General features: G+C 63.9%; 19 protein-coding genes. 5 read left to right on the forward strand and 14 right to left on the reverse strand.

The genetic code is table 11. The features are described 5' to 3' along the window. Nucleotides 1–47: 47 nt before the first annotated feature. Nucleotides 48–1,220 (reverse strand): NADH:flavin oxidoreductase/NADH oxidase, encoded by a 1,173-nt coding sequence (locus tag BTO02_RS30650; RefSeq protein WP_083615552.1) that lies wholly within the window; start codon nucleotides 1,218–1,220, stop codon nucleotides 48–50. 222 nt (nucleotides 1,221–1,442) lie between these two features. After that, nucleotides 1,443–2,924: an amidase gene (locus BTO02_RS30655; protein WP_075160758.1), complete on the reverse strand. Its 1,482-nt coding sequence runs from the start codon at nucleotides 2,922–2,924 to the stop codon at nucleotides 1,443–1,445. A gap of 158 nt (nucleotides 2,925–3,082) precedes the next feature. Here BTO02_RS30655 and BTO02_RS30660 point away from each other — a divergent pair, with 158 nt between their 5' ends. Then, nucleotides 3,083–3,364, forward strand: a complete 282-nt coding sequence (locus tag BTO02_RS30660; protein ID WP_075160759.1) for a hypothetical protein — start codon at nucleotides 3,083–3,085, stop codon at nucleotides 3,362–3,364. Here BTO02_RS30660 and BTO02_RS30665 read toward each other — a convergent pair. The 3 genes from BTO02_RS30665 to dhaK form a co-directional block, all read right to left on the reverse strand. Beyond that, a complete protein-coding gene (locus BTO02_RS30665; RefSeq protein WP_083615462.1) occupies nucleotides 3,361–3,888 on the reverse strand; it encodes an RNA polymerase sigma factor in 528 nt (175 codons plus the stop codon). The two genes, BTO02_RS30660 and BTO02_RS30665, sit on opposite strands and share 4 nt — an antisense overlap. 521 nt (nucleotides 3,889–4,409) lie before the next feature. Beyond that, nucleotides 4,410–4,961, reverse strand: a complete 552-nt coding sequence (locus BTO02_RS30670) for a YMGG-like glycine zipper-containing protein (RefSeq protein ID WP_075160761.1) — start codon at nucleotides 4,959–4,961, stop codon at nucleotides 4,410–4,412. 253 nt (nucleotides 4,962–5,214) lie between these two features. Continuing rightward, nucleotides 5,215–6,204 (reverse strand): dihydroxyacetone kinase subunit DhaK, encoded by a 990-nt coding sequence (gene dhaK / locus BTO02_RS30675; protein WP_075160762.1) that lies wholly within the window; start codon nucleotides 6,202–6,204, stop codon nucleotides 5,215–5,217. Between the two features lie 422 nt (nucleotides 6,205–6,626). Here dhaK and BTO02_RS30685 point away from each other — a divergent pair, with 422 nt between their 5' ends. Further along, complete coding sequence (locus BTO02_RS30685) at nucleotides 6,627–6,977, forward strand: hypothetical protein (RefSeq protein WP_075160764.1); 351 nt, start codon at nucleotides 6,627–6,629, stop codon at nucleotides 6,975–6,977. A gap of 86 nt (nucleotides 6,978–7,063) precedes the next feature. Here BTO02_RS30685 and BTO02_RS30690 read toward each other — a convergent pair whose 3' ends face one another. The 4 genes from BTO02_RS30690 to BTO02_RS30705 form a co-directional block, all read right to left on the reverse strand. After that, entirely contained in the window at nucleotides 7,064–7,681 is a 618-nt protein-coding gene (locus BTO02_RS30690; RefSeq protein WP_075160765.1) for a TetR/AcrR family transcriptional regulator, read from the reverse strand. A 154-nt stretch (nucleotides 7,682–7,835) separates the two neighbouring features. Further along, nucleotides 7,836–8,888, reverse strand: a complete 1,053-nt coding sequence (locus BTO02_RS30695) for a winged helix-turn-helix domain-containing protein (RefSeq protein WP_075160766.1) — start codon at nucleotides 8,886–8,888, stop codon at nucleotides 7,836–7,838. Between the two features lie 562 nt (nucleotides 8,889–9,450). Continuing rightward, nucleotides 9,451–9,744 (reverse strand): hypothetical protein, encoded by a 294-nt coding sequence (locus BTO02_RS30700; protein ID WP_075160767.1) that lies wholly within the window; start codon nucleotides 9,742–9,744, stop codon nucleotides 9,451–9,453. 79 nt (nucleotides 9,745–9,823) lie between these two features. After that, entirely contained in the window at nucleotides 9,824–11,920 is a 2,097-nt protein-coding gene (locus tag BTO02_RS30705) for a phosphocholine-specific phospholipase C (protein WP_075160768.1), read from the reverse strand. A gap of 599 nt (nucleotides 11,921–12,519) precedes the next feature. Here BTO02_RS30705 and chrA point away from each other — a divergent pair. After that, on the forward strand, nucleotides 12,520–13,788 hold the full coding sequence (gene chrA / locus BTO02_RS30710) for a chromate efflux transporter (RefSeq protein WP_075160769.1): 1,269 nt from the start codon (nucleotides 12,520–12,522) through the stop codon (nucleotides 13,786–13,788). Between the two features lie 9 nt (nucleotides 13,789–13,797). Here the strand turns inward: chrA and BTO02_RS30715 are convergent, their stop codons facing one another. Then, nucleotides 13,798–14,361: a MarR family winged helix-turn-helix transcriptional regulator gene (locus BTO02_RS30715; protein WP_083615463.1), complete on the reverse strand. Its 564-nt coding sequence runs from the start codon at nucleotides 14,359–14,361 to the stop codon at nucleotides 13,798–13,800. 189 nt (nucleotides 14,362–14,550) lie between these two features. Here BTO02_RS30715 and BTO02_RS30720 point away from each other — a divergent pair, with 189 nt between their 5' ends. After that, nucleotides 14,551–14,964, forward strand: a complete 414-nt coding sequence (locus BTO02_RS30720; RefSeq protein ID WP_075160770.1) for an organic hydroperoxide resistance protein — start codon at nucleotides 14,551–14,553, stop codon at nucleotides 14,962–14,964. Between the two features lie 68 nt (nucleotides 14,965–15,032). After that, nucleotides 15,033–15,335 carry a hypothetical protein gene (locus tag BTO02_RS30725; protein WP_075160771.1) on the forward strand — a complete coding sequence of 101 codons (303 nt, stop codon included), beginning with the start codon at nucleotides 15,033–15,035 and terminating at the stop codon, nucleotides 15,333–15,335. 189 nt (nucleotides 15,336–15,524) lie between these two features. Here the strand turns inward: BTO02_RS30725 and BTO02_RS30730 are convergent, their stop codons facing one another. From BTO02_RS30730 to tssF, 4 genes are read right to left on the reverse strand one after another with little or no spacing between them, the layout of a single operon-like run. Beyond that, nucleotides 15,525–16,013 (reverse strand): cysteine hydrolase family protein, encoded by a 489-nt coding sequence (locus BTO02_RS30730; RefSeq protein WP_075160772.1) that lies wholly within the window; start codon nucleotides 16,011–16,013, stop codon nucleotides 15,525–15,527. Between the two features lie 55 nt (nucleotides 16,014–16,068). Beyond that, complete coding sequence (tssJ, locus tag BTO02_RS30735; RefSeq protein WP_075160773.1) at nucleotides 16,069–16,620, reverse strand: type VI secretion system lipoprotein TssJ; 552 nt, start codon at nucleotides 16,618–16,620, stop codon at nucleotides 16,069–16,071. A gap of 13 nt (nucleotides 16,621–16,633) precedes the next feature. Next, a complete protein-coding gene (tssG, locus tag BTO02_RS30740; protein ID WP_075160774.1) occupies nucleotides 16,634–17,830 on the reverse strand; it encodes a type VI secretion system baseplate subunit TssG in 1,197 nt (398 codons plus the stop codon). Further along, nucleotides 17,827–19,641 (reverse strand): type VI secretion system baseplate subunit TssF, encoded by a 1,815-nt coding sequence (gene tssF, locus BTO02_RS30745; RefSeq protein ID WP_075160775.1) that lies wholly within the window; start codon nucleotides 19,639–19,641, stop codon nucleotides 17,827–17,829. Before tssF ends, tssG begins: the two co-directional genes overlap by 4 nt. Nucleotides 19,642–19,683 lie beyond the last annotated feature (42 nt).

The raw sequence follows: 19,683 nt of genomic DNA on the forward strand, positions 1-19,683 counted from the left end.
GCACGCCGCGTACCCGACACCGCATCGAGCCGCTGATCTGAAGCCCGCTATTCGTCTTCGATGCTGAGCAGGCACTCGTCGGCCTCGGTCCACATCGGCTCCGGGCGCACGATGCGCGCGTCGCCGAACAGCGATTTGAAGCGGCTCGGTTGCGCACGCAAATACTGTTTCGGCGCACACACCTGCGCGCCGAGTTCCGCGGCCGCATGCCACGGCCAGCGCGGGTCGTATAGCACGGTGCGCGCGAGCGCGATCATATCGGCATCGCCGTTTGCGACGATGCTTTCGGCATGCTCGGCGTTGCTGATCAGGCCGACCGCGATGACCGGCATGCGCACGGCCGCCTTCACTGCGCGCGCAAGCGGCACCTGATAGCCCGCGGACACGGGAATTTTCTGTGCCGGATGCAAGCCGCCGCTCGATACATGGATCGCGTCGCAGCCGCGCGCTTCGACTGCCTTCGCAAAGGCGATGGTCTGCTCGATGTCCCAGCCGCCTTCCACCCAGTCGGTACCGGACACGCGCACACTGACCGGTCGCTCATCGGGAAATGCGGCGCGCACCGCGTCGAACACTTCGAGCGGAAAGCGCATGCGGTTTTCGAGCGAGCCGCCGTATTCGTCGGTACGCCGATTCGAGAGCGGCGACAGGAATTGATGCAGCAGGTAGCCATGCGCGCAATGCAACTGGATCAGGTCGAGATCGAGCCGCGCGGCGCGGCGCGCGGCTGCGGCGAATGCCTCGCGCACGCGCTCGAGTCCGCCGCGGTCGAGCGCGACCGGCGCATGATCGCCCGGATCGAACGGTATCGCCGACGGCGCCTCGGTCTGCCAGCCGTTCGGCTGGCCCGGCGCGAACTGCAGCCGGCCGGCCCACGGCACTTCGGTCGACGCCTTGCGCCCCGCGTGATCGAGCTGCACGCCGATCGGCATGTTCGACCAGCGCCGGATGTGCGCGAGCGTGTCGCGCATCGCCGCTTCGCACGCATCGTCGTAAAGACCGAGGTCGCCGTAAGTGATCCGGCCTTCCGGCACGACCGCGGTGGCCTCGATCGTCAGCAACGCAGCGCCCGATAGCGCGAGCTGCCCGAGGTGAATCAGATGCCAGTCGTTCATGCAGCCGTTTTCGGCCGAGTACTGACACATCGGCGCGATCACGATCCGGTTCGCGAGCGTCACGTTGCGAACCTGCGCCGGCTTGAATAGAGCGGATTGAGCCACCGTGAACTCCTTGGCGTGCACAGGCACGTCAACGAGTGTAGGCGATCGTCGCGCGAATGCAGCGGCCTCGTGCGCTCAGGTGCAAGCGCCGGCCGTGCATTGGCGACAGTTGTTGCGTCATGCGACAGGCCACGGCAATTCGCTGCCGCCGCAAGAATGCGTTCACGTGCGGCGTCTATGTGTGCGCTTTCCTTTGCACAGGCCTTTGACGCACACCAGGCATCACACCTCGGGCGCGGCAGTCACGATCGATTTCAGCTCCGGCACCGGCTGCGCGAGCTTAGCGAGATCGGGACGCGCACGGCAGCGTGACGCATCGCGCTGCCACAGCATTTCGAGCGACTGCGCAATATCGAGCAGTCTTGCATCGCCGCGATGCGCGCCGACCACCTGCAACCCGAACGGCATGCCCGCATAATCGGTGCCGCACGGCAACGAAATCGCCGGGTTCGTGGCGAGCGTGACGAGATAGGTCAGCGCGAGCCAGCGGTAATAGTTCGCGAGCGGCTTGCCGTTCATTTCGGCGAGATAGACCTGCGACCACGGAAACGCCGTGATCGGCGTGGTCGGCGAGACGATCACATCGTAGCGGTCGAACACGCGCTGAAAGCGGCGGAACAGCCGCGTCTGTTCCGCGTGCGCCCACACGACATCGGCCAGCGTCATCGCGCGGCCCATCTCGTAGTTCGTACGTGTGTTCGATCCGAGCGAGTCGGGATCGCGCTCGTAGATGTCCTGAAAACCGGCCACGAAATTCTGCGCGCGCAGGATGTCGAAGCAGCGGTCCGCTTCGCCCATGTCGAGTTCGAGCGGCTCGCACACTTTCACTTCGCGCGACAGCGCAGCGATTTTTGCGCGGAACGTCTGGCGCATCGTGTCGTCGACGGCGGCCACGCCGAAGTCTTCGGTATAAGCGACGCGCAAGGTCGCGATGTCGACGGGCTTGAAGTGCGCGAACGCAGCGGTGTCGTACGCGACGCTCACCGGGTCGCTCGCTTCGAGGCCGACTGTCGCCGCAAGCTGCAGCCGCGTATCGGCGACGTTGCGGCCCATCGGGCCGACCACCGTAAGCGGCGTCCAGCCGAGCGGCAGGCGATCGTTCGGCACGAGCCCCGGCGACGGACGAAGCCCGACCACGCCGCACAGCGCGGCAGGAATGCGCAGCGACCCGCCCGTGTCCGAACCGGTACACATCGGCAGCATGTCGGTGGCGAGCGCGCAAGCCGACCCGCCCGACGAGCCCCCCGCATTCAGCGACGGATTGAACGGATTGCCGGTCGCGCCCCACACCACGTTGCGCGTATTCGCGCCCGCGCCGAACTCGGGCACATTGGTCTTCGCGGCGACGATCGCGCCGGCGGCCCGCAAACGCGCGACGAGCACGTGGTCTTGCTGCGGCACATGCGTGCGGTAAAGCGGCGAGCCGTAGGTGGTCAACAGGCCCGCGGTTTCCTCGAGATCCTTGATGCCCATCGGCAAGCCGTGCAGCGCTCCGAGCGTCTCGCCGCGCAGCACCGCCTGCTCGGCCCGGCGCGCGGCGTCGCGCGCACGGTCGAAATCGGTTGCCGCGATCGCGTTCACCGCCGGGTTCAGTGCTTCGATGCGCGCGATGCATGCGTCGAGCAGCTCGACCGGCGAGAGCTCGCGATTGCCGATCATGCGTCGCGCCTCGACGGCCGACAGAGCAACAACAGATTCGTCCATATCCGATGCGATCCTTGCGATTCGATGAATGGGAGAGGCGTGCAACGCGCGGGTGCACAGCGGCAGACTGCACAGCGATGGTGCGCAAACGTGGCGTCCCCGGGGCGCTTTCTGCGGCGCACGGACGGCGCCGCGGCGCCAGGTGCCGCCATGATGCCATGTCTGCAGCATCGGTGCCGCGCACTGCGCAGGTTGTCTCGCCGCTTGCAAAGCGGCGCGCGATCGACGGACGGCGTTCAGTGCAGGCGACGCAAAACGCGCTCGACCATCCGGTCGTGCCGCGAACGATCCACGCATCGCTCGACGACCTGCGCGCGATTGCGCGCTTCGATTGCGCGCTTGATACTCGCCGCCGGCGGGCCGCAAAAGAGCGGGACGACCGCAGAACGAAATTCGAGCGCTGGCCGGTATGGCCGAACAACGCTTCTGATCGCGCCTAGCGCGACGCGGACATCGGCGGCTTCGAGCCGTGTTCGTTGAACGCGCGCCCGAGCTTCAGACGCACGGCGACATGCGCGAGCCTTGCGCGATCGACCGATACCCCCAGCACTTCCGCCGATTCCTCGTAGGTCAATCCTTCGACTTCGGAAAGCAGCAGCGCGGCCCGCTCGGGCGGCGCAAGCGAGCGGAACTCCGCAAGAATTCTGGAATGTACGTCCGCATTGCGTATGCGGCGGCGCGCTGATCCCGACGAGGAATTGCGCGTCGCCCGGCGCGAACGCTCGTAGCGTTCATAAGCGGAGCCGCTGCGCAGCACACTATGCGCGGCGGCCAGCATGCGCACGAGCGTCTCGCGTTCGCCCACCGCGCAGCCCGCCTCGGCGCGGCCGGCCTCCACGCCGGCATTGCACGCATTGGCGACCATTGCTTCCGCGAGCGGAACATCCTCGGTAACCCGATAAGCAAACGACCATACCCGGGTGACGAGCGCGCGTAAGACAGCTGGATTCGAGACCGCATTCATGCGTATTGCTCCGCTTTAGACAACGCCGTTATTGCCAGATTGAACGACGCAGCAAGAGCTTACACAGGCAGCGGCAGTCACGCTATGCCAATTGCGTCAAATTTCTTGCTTGTTAAAAGCATTCGTTACGGCAATCGTCCGTTTGATGAGGCAACTGAAACAATAGGCTGAATGTGTTGCAATTTTTCATTGCTGGGAGCCTTCTTCTGCACGCCGGAAAATTTACGTTTTCTTTACGAATTCGCGCTATCCAAGGCTTGGCGGGCGTATCGGTGGGGACGCAGAGGGTCGGCCAGCATCGGCTGCGCAAAGGAAATATGTCGAACGATTTCCTGTTTTTCCCGCTTGGCGGATCGCCGGCGTTTTCATCGAACCAGAGAAAATGAAGAATGGCGTAAAAGACGGAATGCTGTATTTTTGAATAAAAGCCAACTATGGCCGTCTGAATAAAATTACGCGAATCGTGTCAATTACCATTTGGGATTAGACGGCGGCGCATTACGCCGCCGTCAGTTAGCCCATTAGTAGTATGGGTACGGTGAGTACATCACGGGCGGCGCATAGTAGCGCGGCGCCGGCGCATAGTAATACGGCTGCGGCGCATACACCGGCGCTTGCGGCTGCGCGATCGTATTGCCCTTCGACGTCATGCATTGGGCGTAGGCGGCGTCGTAACGCGCCTGCAAGCCGCCGGCTGCATAGGTCGCGCCGTTTGCGCCGACCGCGCTGCCGAGCAGCAACCCGCTGCCTGCGCCGATCGCCGCACCGACGCCTGCGTTGCCGGCTGCCGCGCCGAGCAATGCGCCTGCGGCAGCGCCGCCGAGCGTGCCGAGCGCGGTGCTGTTGACGCTGTTTTGCGTCGCCCCTTGCGAGGCGCCCTGCGCGTCGCTCGAGTGAAACGCATAGTCGCGGCACGCGTAATCATCCTGCTGGAACTGCGCGAGCGGCTCGCCCTTGCGCGGCAGCGCGACGATACTCGGACCGCTCGGCGGCGCGACGGCGCAACCGCCCAGCGCGAGTGCAATGGCAATGACCGGCAGCGCGACGGTGAGGGATCGGGTTCGGGTACTCATACCGGTTCAGGTTTTAAAGTAGTTTCAATACAGCAACGTTAGACGAAATCGGACCCCGCATGAGTTACCGGATCGTTACTGGATATTTTCGCTTATCCGGGCACGTCCAGGCGGCATGTCGCGCGGGACGTGCGTTGCGCAATGCATCGCGTGCGCCGCGTCGGGCGCCGGTAAGAAATGCTTACCAAATGTAACGCGCCTATCGCGCGAAGCACTACTTCAAGCAGCGCCCGCGCAACGCCTTTCTTCCGCTCTACCGCCCCCACCGTAACGCCGGTGTGTGCACCGCACTGTCCCAATGCCGCGTCATTTCGTCGTCGAGCGAGCATAGCGTGAGCGATGCGCCGGCCATCTCGAGCGAGGTGGTCAGCGAGCCGACCTGCACGCGCCCGACGTTCAGGCCGCGTCGCTGCAGCCACGCCCTGGCCGAATTGAAAAGCAGATACAACTCGCCCAACGGCGCGCCGCCGAGCCCGTTGACGAGCACGAGCAACGGCGTGCTCGCGGCCGGCTTCAGTTCGTCGACGATCGCTGTCAACAGTTCGTCGACAATCGTATCGGCCGGCGCGATGCGCGCGCGACGACGGCCCGGCTCGCCATGAATGCCGACGCCGATTTCGATTTCGTCGTCGCCGAGCGAGAAGGTCGGTTTGCCCGCGGCCGGCACCGTGCAGCTCGAAAACGCCACGCCCATCGAGGCGATACGCCTTGCCACACGCTCGCCGAATGCCTTGCATTGCTCGAGCGTCGCGCCGCTTTCGGCGAAGCTGCCCACGAGCTTCTCCACGATCACCGTGCCCGCGACGCCGCGGCGCCCTGTCGTGAAACTCGAGTTCTCGACCGCGACGTCGTCGTTGACGATCACCGTTGCGTTTGGCACTTCGCACATCTCTGCGGCCATCTCGAAGTTCATCAGATCGCCCGAGTAGTTCTTCACGATAAACAGCACGCCGGCGCCCGTCTCGACCGACTTCGCCGCGGCCATCATCTGGTCCGGCGTCGGCGACGTGAACACCTGGCCGGGACATGCCGCATCGAGCATGCCGTAACCGACGAAACCGCTGTGCAACGGTTCATGACCCGAGCCGCCGCCGGAAATCAGCGCGACTTTGCCGGGTGTCGTGCGTTTGCGCCGCACGTAGACGGGGTCGGCGTTCAGTTCGACGAGATCCTCGTGCGCGGCGGCGAAGCCGGCGAGGCTCTCGGATAAAAAATCGTCGACGCGGTTGATGAATTTTTTCATGATGCCTCTCCTCTATCTCCCAGGCAGCACATCGGCCGATCGATCACTGCGATTCCGTGCGGCGGGTTTGGCCGCGAGTTCGTCCAGTGCTGCATGTGCGGCGTCGATGCTCGCGGCGAGCGTCTGGCCGTCCACGTTGCCTCCCTGTTCGTTCGAACGGGCCGGAAGTCGTCTTGCGAGGCGGCCGCGCACACAAAACATAACGTTTCGCGAATCGAATACCAAGCGTTTTGTAACGAAGCAATGTTCGTACGCATAGGCGCGGGTCGGACTGCTGGTACAGTGGCGCGTCGGCGCGCCTCAGTGGCGAGCCGGACTGCATCGACCCGAGGCCTCGATATCCCGACGGCTCGTGACCTCCAGGCTTCGCAACGTGCAACCTCGAAGCCCGCGCCCACGCCATCGAAACCGGAGAACGCACAATGACTGAACGAAAAGGCCCGTTTTTCGCACGAAGCGCCGCTGCGCTTGCCGCGTTGGCGGCCGTCTCGCTTGCCGCCTGCTCCAGCACGGCACCCGTTGAATTTTCGTTGTCGGGCGCCGACGCGCCTTCGCTTACGCGCGCCGATGACCTCGACTTCGGTCCGATGGACCACTCGATCGCCGAATGCAAGACCGTGTCGCGCAACTCGGGGCAAGGACGTTGCACGCAGCTGCGCGCGTACGAGTCGTGCATGAAGACGCGCGGCTATATCACCGTGCTGGGACCGGAGAATTCGTCCGGATGCGGGGATCCCGATTGGGAAAAGGACGTGCGCAAATGGCTGCAGTGAAGAACGTCAACTGAAGGACGTCGCGAACATCGCGCGGTATCGATCGCGCCCGGCCGCATCTTCGTCCGGCGGGCGCATCATGCTCGTCAATCGAGCAGCTTCATCGCGAGATCGGCCGTCTGCCGCATCTGCGCCCGCGTACGGCCGGTCTTGCCGATCACGCGCATGCCTTGCATCGCACAGAGCATGAGGCGCGCGGTCGCTTCGCCGTCGACGCGCTTCGATATCGAACCGTCTTTCTGCCCCGCACGAATCAGCGCGGCAATCAGCGTTTCGATTTTGCGAAAGCCTGTATTCACGCGCTGGACCACATCGGCCTCGAACGTGCCGAGCACCATCGCGCTGCCGGCCAGCAGGCAGCCACGTTTGCCCGCTGCCCCCGACGATGCATCGGCATGGAACATCAGCACGCGATGAATCGCCTCGCGCGGCGGCAGGCCTGGTTCGACGGCGCGCCGCAACGATTCGTCGCGCGTGGCCTGCATGCGGTCGAACGCGGCGATGAAAACCGCCTGTTTGTCTTTAAACGCTTTATAGACACTGCCTGACGCGAGATCCATCGCGTTGGTCAGATCGACGATCGACGTGGCGTAAAAGCCGCGCTCGCAGAATACCGCCACGGCCTTGTCGAGCGCCGCGTCGATATCGAATTCGCGAGGGCGTCCCCGGCTTCTGGATGGCGCTGTGGCGGACGTATCTGTCATGAACGCATTATAGGGAAGGGCTAATTTCTTAATCAAGCCGGTGAATAGTAATTCAACTGCTTGCTAGCCGCGTGACAAATGCGTGTCGATACGACGGGTTTTGTTAAAGTAATCAGTAATTGACTGTATATAATCTGTTAGCGTAATTTCGTCGTCATCTTCTGTTTTTGTGCGCAGTCGAGGCGAGCACACGCGGCGACGTCGGCTTGCCGCTTGCGCCGTCAACCGCATCGCGCAGCAACCGGTTCTCCTCCGTCTTTCGTTGCAGCAGTGCCTGCAGGTGACGAATCTTCTCGACCGCCGCACTCAAGTCGGACACGAGCACCGGCTCTTCGCGCAAAGCGCCGCCGGCGGGTGCGGCCACCCCGTTGCGCGGCCGATCGCCGGCCGCCGGCGGGCGTTTGCGCGGCGGCAGCTCCGGCGGCGCGACCGGGGCACTGGCCGGTGAGCCGACCGGCCGCTGTTCCTGCTGCAGTTCCGGGCCACGCGCCACATCGACGACCGACGAAAGGCGAAATCCGGCGCCGCGCACCGTCTCGATCACGAGACTGTTGCGCAGCGGCTCGAGCGTTTCCCGCAGCGACTTGATATAGACGTCGACAATGCCTTCCTTGACAGACGAACCGAACCACACGTTTTCGATGATGTCCTTGCGTGAAAGCACCTTGTACGGGTTCTCCACGAAAAAGCGCAGCAACCGGTAGCAGGTCGGGCCCAGTTGCAACTCGACTTCGTGCTGGTCTTGCGCCGTTCGCGCAAACGCGCGGCGCGCATCCAGGTCCATTGTCAGCGTCTCGACAGCCACGCGGCGGCGCACTTCCCGGTATTCGATCGGCCGCAGCACGACCTGCACGCGCGCCATCAGTTCGCGAACGCCGAAAGGTCTTTTCACGTAATCGTCGGCACCTGCATCGAGCGCGCGGACGCATTCGTCTTCGCCCCCGTCTTCCTCGCCGAGCACGATGATCGGCATGCGGCTCGTGGCCGAATGCGTGCGCAAATCATTGATCAGCGACACGCCCGATGCGTCGGGCAATTTCCAGCGCAGCAGGACCGCCTGAGGATGCTCCTGCTCGATCAGCATGGCAGCCCGCTCGACGGAAAATGCGGCGAGCGGTTCGTGGCCTGCGAGCCTGACCTCGTTCCACAAGATCTCGGCGCACGACGTGTCCCATTCGACGATCAATATTTTTGCAATAGTGCCCATAGATGCGTGATGGCCTTATCGACGATGCGTTTCGAGCGGCATACGCGCTCACGCCGGCCATTGTGAGCGCCTGACTTTTGCGCACGTTCTGAAAAAGGAAACATAAGATTCCAAAATAGAGAAACGTCCCTTTTCGATAGCTGTGCAGCCGCAATGCGCGCCTTTCTCGCTATCGGCGAAGCGCGCACAGCAAGCAGGCATACCGTCTTTGCGCGGCACGCGTGTCTAAAGCCGGGCGACGGCAAAAAGGGAGTTGTCGTTTTCATAACAATCGATGCGGGGAGAATATTCCAGGGCTCGGTGACACGACCTTATCAGTGTCACGAATGCCTGATCCGGCACTGCCCAGGTCACTTATCGGCAAACTGCAACCATCGAATGAGCACGGACGCGCACGAACGGCGGTGCGCCTGATGGCGCACCTGCCGGATGCGGTATTGAAGTTGGATCAGATGCGCGCGAGTGGCGCTCATCGATGCAAGCGAAGCCGCGGATGTGCAATGCGTGCGCAAGCGCACAGCGGCCGATAGGCCGCGGCAGGGGTCTACGCCATCGTATAGCGCTAGTCCACCGTATGAATAACCGGTGGCCGCAGCCCGTCCGATGCCGGTTGCGGCGCGGACATCGCCCACGGCGCGGGCGCGAGACCCGTCGGCGTGCCGTTGCCGCCGTCGCTGTTGTCGTTGCCGCTGTTGTCGTAGCGACCGGCGGCGGCGGTATTTTCGGACGCGGCGCCTGTCGGGTCGGAAGCGCCGGTTTGCGCGGCCGTCGAGTCGCCGCGTTCACCGCATGCGCTCAACAATGCACCGGTAATCAACAAGGCAAGAACGTGCGGCCTGATCGACGCTCGCGGCACGATGGTCTCCTCGAAATATTCAGCGGCCGGCGCCGCGCAGGCGAATCGGCCCGCGCGGCGCCAGCCGGTTCGCCTGTGCCTAGCCGCCGAGCGCCGGATCCGACACGCTGTCGCGCCCCGTCTCCACGTGGCCGGCAATCCGCCATTGCGCGTTGCTGTCCGTGTCGACCGTGATCGTCAGGTCGTACCAGCCGAACGACTTGCGCAAGTCGACCATCACCGTGTTTGCGTCGTTGCCGCGCACATGCAGCGAACCTTGGACATGCGAGTCGTACGCGCTCGAAATTTTGAACGTGCAAGCGTCGCGGCCATCGTTTTTCAGACGCAGCTGCAGGTTGCCGTTCGCAACGTCGTAGCCGTCCTTGATTTCCACGCTGCCGCTCTGGTGACGTCCGCTCGAATCGACCTTGCCGACGAAGCGGCGCAGGAAGCCGTTCGGTCCGAATACCGAGAAGTCGTAGCCGCCGTTCGCTGCGAGCATCAACTGGTCGGCGAGGTCTTTGCCCGCTTCGACGGTATAGCTGCGCGGCAGGTCCTGCACGTTGCCCGAATAGACGAGGAAGTTCGCTCCGAGCTTGCCCGTGTTCGTGAGGTGCAGACGGAACGCATTGCCGCCGCCGCTCACGTCGCCGCGCACGAAGAACTCGTAGTCGAGTGCGCGTGCGGGCCGCACGCCCGGCTCCTGTTTCGGCAGCGACTGCGCGCCCGGCACCGCCGGCACGACGTCCGGATGACGGTTCTGGTCCGGGGGAAACGACGTGGACGGCAGTGCCGGCACGTGACCGTTCGGGTTGCGGAAATCGAACGCCGAAGTCAGGTCGCCGCAGACCGCGCGGCGCCACGCCGTGATATTCGGCTCGTGCAGGTCGTGGTGGCGACCGAAGCGCTTCTCGATAAAGCGGATGATCGATGTATGGTCGAACACTTCCGAGCAGACGTAGCCGCCCTTCGACCACGGCGACACGACGAGCATCGGCACGCGCGGCCCGAGACCGTACGGACCGGGCTGATTGTCGCCCGCGCCCGCGTAGAACTCATTGGCCGTCGAGACGGTCGAGCGGCCCGTGTCCGGCGTCGACGACGCATACGGCGGCGGCATATGGTCGAAGAGACCATCGTTCTCGTCGTACGTGATGAGCAGCACCGTCTTGCTCCACACTTCCGGGTTCGACGTCAACGCCTGCAGCACCTGGTCGACATACCACGCGCCGTAATTCGGCGGCCAGTTGCCGTGTTCGGAGAATGCCTCCGGCGCGACGATGTACGAGACCTGCGGCAACGTGTTGTTCTTCACATCGTTAAGCAGGATGTCGAAATAACCGCCGCCCTGCAGCACGTTGGTGCCCGTGCGTGCCGCCTGATAAAGCGGGCTGCCCGGCTGCGCGTTGCGGTACTGGTTGAAATACAGCAGCGACGTGTCGCCGTAGTTGCCGATAAACGGATTGTCGGTCCAGCCCCACGCGCCTTTGGCGTCGAGACCGTTGCCGATGTCCTGATAGACCTTCCAGGAAACGCCCGCCGCCTGCAGCTTTTCCGGGAACGTGCTCCACCCGTAGCCGGCTTCGGCGTTGTCGATCACCGGGCCGCCGCCGCTGCCGTCATTGCCGACCCAGCCGGTCCACATGTAGTAGCGGTTCGGATCGGTCGGCGTCATCGCCGAGCAGTGGTACGCGTCGCAAACCGTGAACGCGTCGGCGAGGCTGTAATGGAACGGCATGTCCTCGCGCGTCATGTAGAACATCGTCGTCGCGGACTTCGCGGGCACCCACTGATCGTAACGGCCGTTGTTCCATGCATCGTGCGTGCCGATCCAGCCGTGATCGAGGTCCACCACGAACTGCGAGCCGAGGTTCGGCAGATTCGGACGGAACGGCAGGACATACCCGTCTGCGTTCGGCGCCGGTTGATAGAACACCGGCTTGCCGGTGGAAAGCGGAATCGGCCGCGAGTCGCCAAAGCCTCGCACGCCACGCAGCGTGCCGAAGTAGTTATCGAAAGAACGGTTCTCCTGCATGAGCACGACGATGTGCTCGACGTCTTCGATCGTGCCTTTTGCGTTGTGCGCGGGGATAGCCAATGCGTTGCGAATACCAACCGGAAATGCTCCGAGAGCGGTGGCTGCGCCGGCGGCTTGCGCAGCCGCACGCAGGAAATCACGACGGCTATTCGATGTCATGTTCGTCAATCATCCTGATGAGTGGGGAGGGAACGGCGGCTGAAAACAGGGGCAAGCGTGGTCGAGAAAGATGACTCGCCTGTGGCAGCTCCATTCGAAAAAAATACATATCCTGGATGACCGTGCTTAGCATTCCTGGTTAATCAGTTAGCGGTCTTTAATCCGCAAGTGCTTGTGCCGATTCGGTTTACGGTCTGACAAATAATTCGTTCTGCATGCAAGCGGTACCGGCGTGGAGGACATTGCCGCTCCTGAGGGACCGTATTTTTTTCTAAAGTGATTTCCCTGGTGCACAGTCAATATCGTTGCTGCTATTCGCGCGCGGCGCGACGCCTGCGATGCGTGATGGGTGTGTGAGATGTGTTGAGCTAAATATGGCGCGACAGGAAGCATTGCTTGCGATCGACGACCGAGTTGCGCGACTGACACGCGGCCTTCACAAGCACCGGCGATACTGCGTCCACTTCCAGGTGAAAGGGAGCTCCCCCGCGATACCTGATGCCGGCAACCCGACACGCTCCATGCGTTTCGGGCATCATGGCGTGCCCACCGTTTAGCGGCGGCACGACCACGAACCTTGCCGTTCCGGCTATCGACATATGAACACCTCTGCGCTTCCGTCCGCGCCACGCGCGCGACCACGTGCCGCACTCGAAGTGCTCGCCGTATTTCTGCGGCTTGGGCTGACCAGCTTCGGGGGGCCGATTGCTCACCTCGGATACTTTCGTCGCGAGTTCGTCGTAAGACGCAACTGGCTCGACGACCAGCGCTACTCGGATCTCGTGGGCGTCTGTCAGTTTCTGCCTGGACCGACGAGCAGCCAGGTCGGCTTTTCGATCGGCTTGCTGCGCGCCGGGTGGCTCGGTGCGCTCGCCGCGTGGTGCGGTTTCACGTTGCCATCGGTACTGTTGCTGCTCGGCTTCGCCGTGCTTGCACCGCATCTTTCGGGCGGCCTCGGCGATGGCCTCGTGCATGGACTCAAACTCGTCGCGGTGGCGGTTGTCGCGCAGGCGGTCTGGGATATGGCGCGACGCTTGTGTCCGGATCGTCGGCGCGCCGCGATTGCGCTATGCGCGATGGCCGTGATCGGCGTGCTGACCGGCAACGTGTATGCGCAACTCATTGCGATCGTGGTCGGTGCGCTGCTCGGCCTCGCGCTGTGCCGCGCGGCGACGCCGTCATCGTCATCTTCGTCGGCCGCGCTCGATCGATCCCGACACGAGCAGCCCGCGCCTGACGCGCGGCTGCGCATCTCGCGTGCGGCCGGTGTGATCGCCCTGCTGATGTTCTGCGTTCTATTGCTTGTGCTTCCCGCCTTCTCGCGTTCGCACGACAGCCAGGCGTTGAAACTGTTCGACGCGTTCTATCGATCGGGCGCACTCGTGTTCGGCGGCGGCCATGTCGTGCTGCCGCTGCTGCAACAGCAAACGGTCGCGACCGGCTGGGTCGCGTCAAACGATTTTCTGGCTGGCTATGGCGCCGCTCAGGCTGTTCCCGGTCCGCTCTTCACATTCGCTGCGTACCTCGGCTGGATGTCGACGTTACAGCCTCACCTCTGGACGGGCGCGCTCATCGCGACAGTCGCGATCTTCTTGCCCGGCATGCTGCTCGTGATCGCCGCGCTGCCGTGGTGGCAGTCGTTGCGCGCGCGACCCGCCGTGGCGGCGCTGCTCGCTGGCGTCAACGCCGCGGTGGTCGGATTGCTCGCGATGGCGCTCTACTCGCCGGTCTGGACGAGCGCAGTTCACACGCCGATCGACTTCGCGGTCGCCGCGCTCGGATTCGTGCTGCTTGTGCGCTGGAATGCGCCGCCGCTGGCGATCGTCGCGCTGTGCGTCGCGACAGGCGTAGCGGCGACGGCTCTGTGATGAACTCCGTCACTCGTCGTGCGCGTGCCGGATGAGGTTGTCGCGCAACGCGCTCACCGACTTCTGCAGCTTTTTGAATTCGTCTTTGCTCAACCCGGTCGCCTCGACGAGATTCCTGCCGAACGCGTTTTTACGCAGATCGCGACCTGCTTCGGTCAGGCTCACGAGCACCTGGCGCTCGTCCGACGGATCGCGTTGCCGGCGCAGATAGCCCATCGCCTCGAGCTTCTTCAGAATCGGCGTCAGCGTGTTCGATTCGAGGAACAGCTTTTCGCCCAGCGCGCCGACGGTCACGTTGCCCATCTCCCACAGCACGATGATCGTGATGTATTGCGTGTATGTCAGACCGAGTTCGTCGAGAATCGGCCGATATGCACGGCCAAACGCCAGATTGGCCGAATAGACCGCGAAACACAGATAGTCGGCCAGCCGCTGCGTCGATGGATCGGACGCGTCGGCCGCGGGGTCGCTTCGATCGCTTCGATCGCTTCGGTGCTCGGTTCGGTGTTCGACCTGCTGGTCCGCGGGCTGGTCGCTGCGGCGCGCCGCAGCGTTCGTTCGTGAAGTCGTCATCTGTATGCCCCTCTTCGGCGTTCATAGGACCGCCGCATCATCGCCGAATAATACATCGGATGCGATTTAATCGAAAGTGCTTGACTTGGCGGCGCACATCGACAATGATTCACGCATCCGATTCAATCGCATGCGATATAAAAGCGTGGATCGGGGAGATAACCTCTTATTTCACAAAGGAAATTTTCCATGTCACGCATCGAAAAAGTGCTGTACACGGGTAAGACACACACGACCGGCGGCCGCAACGGCGCGTCGCGCAGCTCGGACGGCAACCTCGATATCGAACTTTCCCCGCCTGGAACCGGCACCGGCACGAACCCCGAGCAGCTGTTTGCGGCGGGCTGGTCGGCATGCTTCATCGGCGCGATGAATCGTGCGGCTGCAGCGCAAAAAATCGTGCTGCCGAAAGACCTGGCCGTCGACGCCGAAGTCGATCTCGGCACCGCCGGCAACGACTATTTCCTGCAAGCGCGGCTCAACGTGAGCCTGCCTGGGCTCGCACCGGAAGTCGCGCGTGCGGTCGTCGACGGCGCACATCAGCTGTGCCCGTATTCGAAGGCGACGCGCGGCAACATCGACGTAACGATCAACGCGATCTGAGCGCAACGTCGCACCGCGTTCAGAGCACCGAATCCCTGGCTTATGTACCGGACATCTGGAGTTTGATTATGAAGACCACCCTTCTTGCCACCCTGCTCGCAGCTTCCGCTGCTTTGGCGACCGTCGCCGCTCCCGCTGTGGCGAGCAACTACGGGCCGGCGCCGTTCTACCGCCCGTCGGTCAGCGACGCGCGGCCCGTGCCGCAAGCGGCCCGGGACGCTGCAGCCGAGCCCACGGCGATCACCGCGTCCAACAATGGCGATGCTGCCGACGCGGCGCGATCGTACGGTGGCGTCAGCGACGGCAGCTCGCAAGCGGACGCTCGCCGGAGCTTGACGGCATCGCAACGTGGACTATTCGCGCATCATTGATGGGACGCTGCATGGGGGTGTGCCAGAGTGCCGCATGATCTGCGGGCACTCCGGCGAGCTCCGTGCAGAGAATCAATTGCAGCGAACCGGTTGCAGCGAACCGATTGTGCCGACCAGCTGCAACGAACCAGTCGCAATGGACCAATCGGCAAACGTTACGAAGGAGCCACGAGGCTCACGGCGCGCCCGTCATACCCCACCGCCAGGCGATCGTGCGCCCAGTTCAGCGACCGTCGTCAGTTGCCGGAAATGATGGCGCCACAGGGCTACGCCGAGTTCGCCGCTTCGGTCGAGCGACGAGCCGACGGTCAGATCGGTGACGAGCGTCGGGTTCAAGCCCGCATCGAACAACATATAGCCGGCGCCGAGCACGCAGGTCTCGGTCTGCATGCCGCACACGAGGACGCGCTCCAGTTGCCGCGCGACCAGATAGTCGATCATCTCGCGCGGCGGCAAGTACCCGTATTTGACGAACACGCGATCGGCAGCGACGAGGCTCTCGTCGTCGCGCGCCGGACGCCAGCCAAGCTGCCGCTCGAATGGCGTGCGGCTTTCGTCGTGCCGCTCCACCGTCGCGATCGACGGCATCCGCTTCGCGAGCGCGCGAATATCGGTCACGAGCCAGTCGGGCGGCGCGCACGACGGCTGCACATCGACGACGAGAAGCATGTCGCGCATGGAAGTTGCTCCGGTGCGCCGTGCGGAAATGATCGGCTGGAACCGCGATTGTCCATCACTGCGACCGGTTCCGCGCTTCGTCGCCCGCCACGAGCAGACTCTGGTCGACAAGCTCGAGCTTAAGCGGCTTATCGGGGTCGAGCTGGTTCCTGTCGATCACGCGCTTCCATGCGCCATCGCCCCCCGGCTCGCGATAGAACGCCACCACCGCGACGAACTTCGTTTCGGGTTGCAACGGCTGCGAAAGACTCGCCGACGCGCCGGGGTTCAGCACGGCCGACAGGCTCGCCGCCTGCAGATCCTGCGCGAGCACGGTGCGATCGTTCTTCAGCAGATCGTCGTACGATGCGCCGTCGAACAACTTGCGGTCCTTCAGTTGAAGCACACGCACGGCAACCGATGTCGCGCGGCCGGCGTCGTCGGGATTCAGCGATGCGCGCGCGGTGAGATCGACATCGACCGTCTTCACCTGCTTGTAGAACACCGCGCGATAAGCGCTCGCCGACGTATCGGAGATGCTCTGCCATGCGCCGCATGCCGACAGCAGCGTCGCACACGCGACCATCGCCGTCGTCACTCGCGTCGCCGCGGCGATCGGCATAGACATGGCACTTCGTTGTTCACGCATGATTCGAGTCCAGACAGATGTTCGGCCGGGACGCCAGAAGGGCTTCGCAGAGGCCGAGGTTGATATGAATGAGGCGCTCGTCGCTGGCCGGCAGAACGGTCGTCCAGCCAAGGCGCGGCGCAGGGGTAACGCCGGGCGCGTCCGAAGCGCCCCGTGTGCCGATCGTCGGCTGCGGCGCGAGCGTCGAAGGAATCGTCATGCGCAGATGCACGTTGGCCTTGACGCCGACATAGAGCCGCACGTATGCGCAGAGTTCTCGATGCAGCCATGCACCGGGCAGCAGGTCGTGAGCCTGCCTTGCATCGGCGGGACGCAGCGTCGCGCGCACCGCGCCGTTGCGATAGATCATGCGCTTGCCGAGCACATAGCCGCAGCCGAGCCCACGCCTGCCGCCGTCGGGCGCGGCCGCGCCGCCTTGCCTGGCCGAGGACAACGGATCAGGCGCACCGGCCATGATCGCGACGGGCCAGAACTCGTCGACGCGCACCCGCACGCCCGGCGCCGCCAGCGCGATCACGCCCTCGAGACCTTCAGGCGTGCGCGTGCGCTGAATCAGCAAGCCCAGCAACGCAAGCATCCGAGATGCCGGCAAACCGGCCCGCTCCGGCTTGTCGCCCCACCCGAAGCCCGCGAGACACAGCAGATCGCGCGAATGCCGGTCGACACCGCCCGCACGAAAACTTTCCGGATAACGGTATTTTTTCCACGCGCGATAGAGCAGCGTAACGAAGCGATGATTGAACTGATCGAGAAACGCTTCGAGCGCTTCATGTCCCTCCTCGCGTAAGGCAATCTCGTCGATCATGTGCGGCGGCATCGCCGCGTCCACACCGTACAGGCCCATGAAGGTCGTGCGGACCGTCGGCGGTGCGGGAGGCACGCGATACGGATCGCGATCGCCATATGGATTGCCGGATTCCGCGCCAGATGCACCGCCCCGGCGGCTCTCACGGCTCTGCTCGCTCTCGTCGAACTCGACCGCAGCCAGCTCGCCGGCTGGGAAACCGAGCCGCGGCCACGAACCGAACCGCACCGGCTCATGCGCGGCCGTATCGCGCGTGCCGAACCCGGGACTGGCCGGAGCGCGCATCTCGAACAGCCGGCACAGCTGCATGAAACTCATATGCGGCGCGCGCGCGAGCAGCAACATGACGAGCGGCTCGAGCGCCGGCGAATCGACCGGCTTCATAGTGCCGCCCTTTGCATCTTGCTGCGCGGCCAACCGATGCGCGCCCTGGAGGGCAGGCTCACGATCGACAGCTTCGTGAACAGGTTGATTTCCGCGTAGAGCCCGAAAAAGCGATGCAGCAGTTCGCCGAACAGCATCACGTCGCCGTCGCCCGCGAAAGCGTGCGAATCGAGCGTCACCACGATATGCATGCCGCGTTCGACCGCGCCGCCCGACACCTCTTCGAGCAGCTCCTGCGACACCGACAGAATGCCCGCAAGACGCCTGCGATTGAGTTCGTCATCGGTCCAGTCGTAGAGCGCGAGCGCGCCGCGCAGCACCTGCGCGTCCATCATCGACAGGAAATTCGGTGCGAGATGCGACAGCACACGCCAGTGGAAGCGGTCGCCGGTCGGTGGATGCAACGGCAGCGTCGGCGCAACGAGGCTGCGTACCCCCGCGACATGCGGCGTGCTCTCGGCCAGCTCGTCGATATTGGCCTCGCGCAGTCCTTTGCGCGGCAGCATGCCGTTCGTGCCGGTCACATGCAGCGACAGACTTTCGAGCGGCAGCGTTTCGGCCGACTCCCACGCATGGCCGCCAAGCACGATCCAGGTTTCGTGCAGACCGCCGACACCGGGCCGCACGCGCGTATGAAAGTAGCGCTCCGGCGCTTCGTGCCGCATCATCCCGCCGCGATGGCGGAACGTCTTGAACGGCACGTATTCGTAGCGTCTTGCAGTGACATGGTCGAACGATTCGATCGCGTCGACCGAATAGGTTTCGATATGCTCGCCGTGCCGGCCGGCGGGCACGACACGGTACTCGGTTTCGTGATGATTGGCTTCGATCGTCTCGGCATCGAGCCGGAACAGATTGATCACAGGCGTGCAGAAAAGCCGCACGTTTTCCGCGTTGAAACGCTGGTCCGATGGGAACGCTTGCTTGAGGACGAACTCGAGCTCGAAGCGTGTCGACTTCGCGGGCAGCTTGGCGATATCGAGCCCGCACAGGTCGACGAACAGGAATTTTTCACGAAACGTGAAGTACTCGAGCAGCAGTTGATAGCCGGAAAACGCCGCCTCGGCCTTCGGCCATAGACGCTCTTCGGCGCAGAAGCCGGCCGGCTCGACCGTTACACCGGCAAGCGGCTGCGCTTCGCCATCGCGCACGCCGGCGATGCGCCACGCGACCGCATCGACCTCGCGCGTCAGCGCGAGATGCACGGCGAACGCAGTCGGCAAATCCGCGTTCAGGTACAGGCGCAGCCGCGACAGGTCGGTCTCGGCGCGGCGCGCCGAGGCATGCAACGCAAAGGAGAAGCGGATAACGGAGCGGCCATCGTGGCGTACGGCCGGCCCCGCATGCGTGAGCGCGACCGGCTGAAGCGCGACCGCCTGCGTCGTGCGGTACTCGCACTGGACCGTCTTCGGCGTCGTTGCGTCGGCACCGTCCTGCGGCGCGATCGGAATCGGCGCCGAACGCACGGAGATGCCGGCCGGCACGATCTCGGTTTTCTGCAGCTTTTCGTCGGGCGGCACGAGTTGCACGACCGACAGCGACGGAATCATCCGCAGATAGTGCGGCCATAGCAGGCTGACGAGCCCTTCGGTCAGTTCCGGCAGTTCGTCGTCGAGCTTCTGCTGAAGCCGGCCGGTCAGAAAGGCAAAGCCTTCGAACAGGCGTTCGACGTATGGGTCGCGATCGCCGACGCGGTCGAGATTCAGCATCCGCGCGCGGTCTGGATGCGCCTTCGCGAAGGCACGGCCGGACTCGCGCAGGTAGCGCATTTCCGCTTCGTAGTAGCGCAGGATCGGATCGTCGTTTTCCATCGATGTAGGTGGTTCAGTATGAGGTTATGTCGGGCTGTGTCG

This window comes from Paraburkholderia sp. SOS3 (genome assembly GCF_001922345.1).
Classification (GTDB): Bacteria; Pseudomonadota; Gammaproteobacteria; order Burkholderiales; family Burkholderiaceae; genus Paraburkholderia.

Bases quoted from the DNA above. Each gene is read 5' to 3' on its own strand.
- BTO02_RS30665 (WP_083615462.1), bottom strand. From the start codon at position 3,888: ATGAATGCGGTCTCGAATCCAGCTGTCTTACGCGCGCTCGTCACCCGG.
- BTO02_RS30695 (WP_075160766.1), bottom strand. From the start codon at position 8,888: ATGGGCACTATTGCAAAAATATTGATCGTCGAATGGGACACGTCGTGC.
- BTO02_RS30725 (WP_075160771.1), top strand. From the start codon at position 15,033: ATGAAGACCACCCTTCTTGCCACCCTGCTCGCAGCTTCCGCTGCTTTG.
- BTO02_RS30685 (WP_075160764.1), top strand. From the start codon at position 6,627: ATGACTGAACGAAAAGGCCCGTTTTTCGCACGAAGCGCCGCTGCGCTT.
- BTO02_RS30690 (WP_075160765.1), bottom strand. From the start codon at position 7,681: ATGACAGATACGTCCGCCACAGCGCCATCCAGAAGCCGGGGACGCCCT.
- BTO02_RS30660 (WP_075160759.1), top strand. From the start codon at position 3,083: ATGTCTGCAGCATCGGTGCCGCGCACTGCGCAGGTTGTCTCGCCGCTT.
- dhaK (WP_075160762.1), bottom strand. From the start codon at position 6,204: ATGAAAAAATTCATCAACCGCGTCGACGATTTTTTATCCGAGAGCCTC.
- chrA (WP_075160769.1), top strand. From the start codon at position 12,520: ATGAACACCTCTGCGCTTCCGTCCGCGCCACGCGCGCGACCACGTGCC.
- BTO02_RS30655 (WP_075160758.1), bottom strand. From the start codon at position 2,924: ATGGACGAATCTGTTGTTGCTCTGTCGGCCGTCGAGGCGCGACGCATG.
- tssG (WP_075160774.1), bottom strand. From the start codon at position 17,830: ATGAAGCCGGTCGATTCGCCGGCGCTCGAGCCGCTCGTCATGTTGCTG.
- BTO02_RS30670 (WP_075160761.1), bottom strand. From the start codon at position 4,961: ATGAGTACCCGAACCCGATCCCTCACCGTCGCGCTGCCGGTCATTGCC.
- BTO02_RS30730 (WP_075160772.1), bottom strand. From the start codon at position 16,013: ATGCGCGACATGCTTCTCGTCGTCGATGTGCAGCCGTCGTGCGCGCCG.
- BTO02_RS30705 (WP_075160768.1), bottom strand. From the start codon at position 11,920: ATGACATCGAATAGCCGTCGTGATTTCCTGCGTGCGGCTGCGCAAGCC.
- BTO02_RS30720 (WP_075160770.1), top strand. From the start codon at position 14,551: ATGTCACGCATCGAAAAAGTGCTGTACACGGGTAAGACACACACGACC.
- tssF (WP_075160775.1), bottom strand. From the start codon at position 19,641: ATGGAAAACGACGATCCGATCCTGCGCTACTACGAAGCGGAAATGCGC.
- BTO02_RS30715 (WP_083615463.1), bottom strand. From the start codon at position 14,361: ATGACGACTTCACGAACGAACGCTGCGGCGCGCCGCAGCGACCAGCCC.
- tssJ (WP_075160773.1), bottom strand. From the start codon at position 16,620: ATGTCTATGCCGATCGCCGCGGCGACGCGAGTGACGACGGCGATGGTC.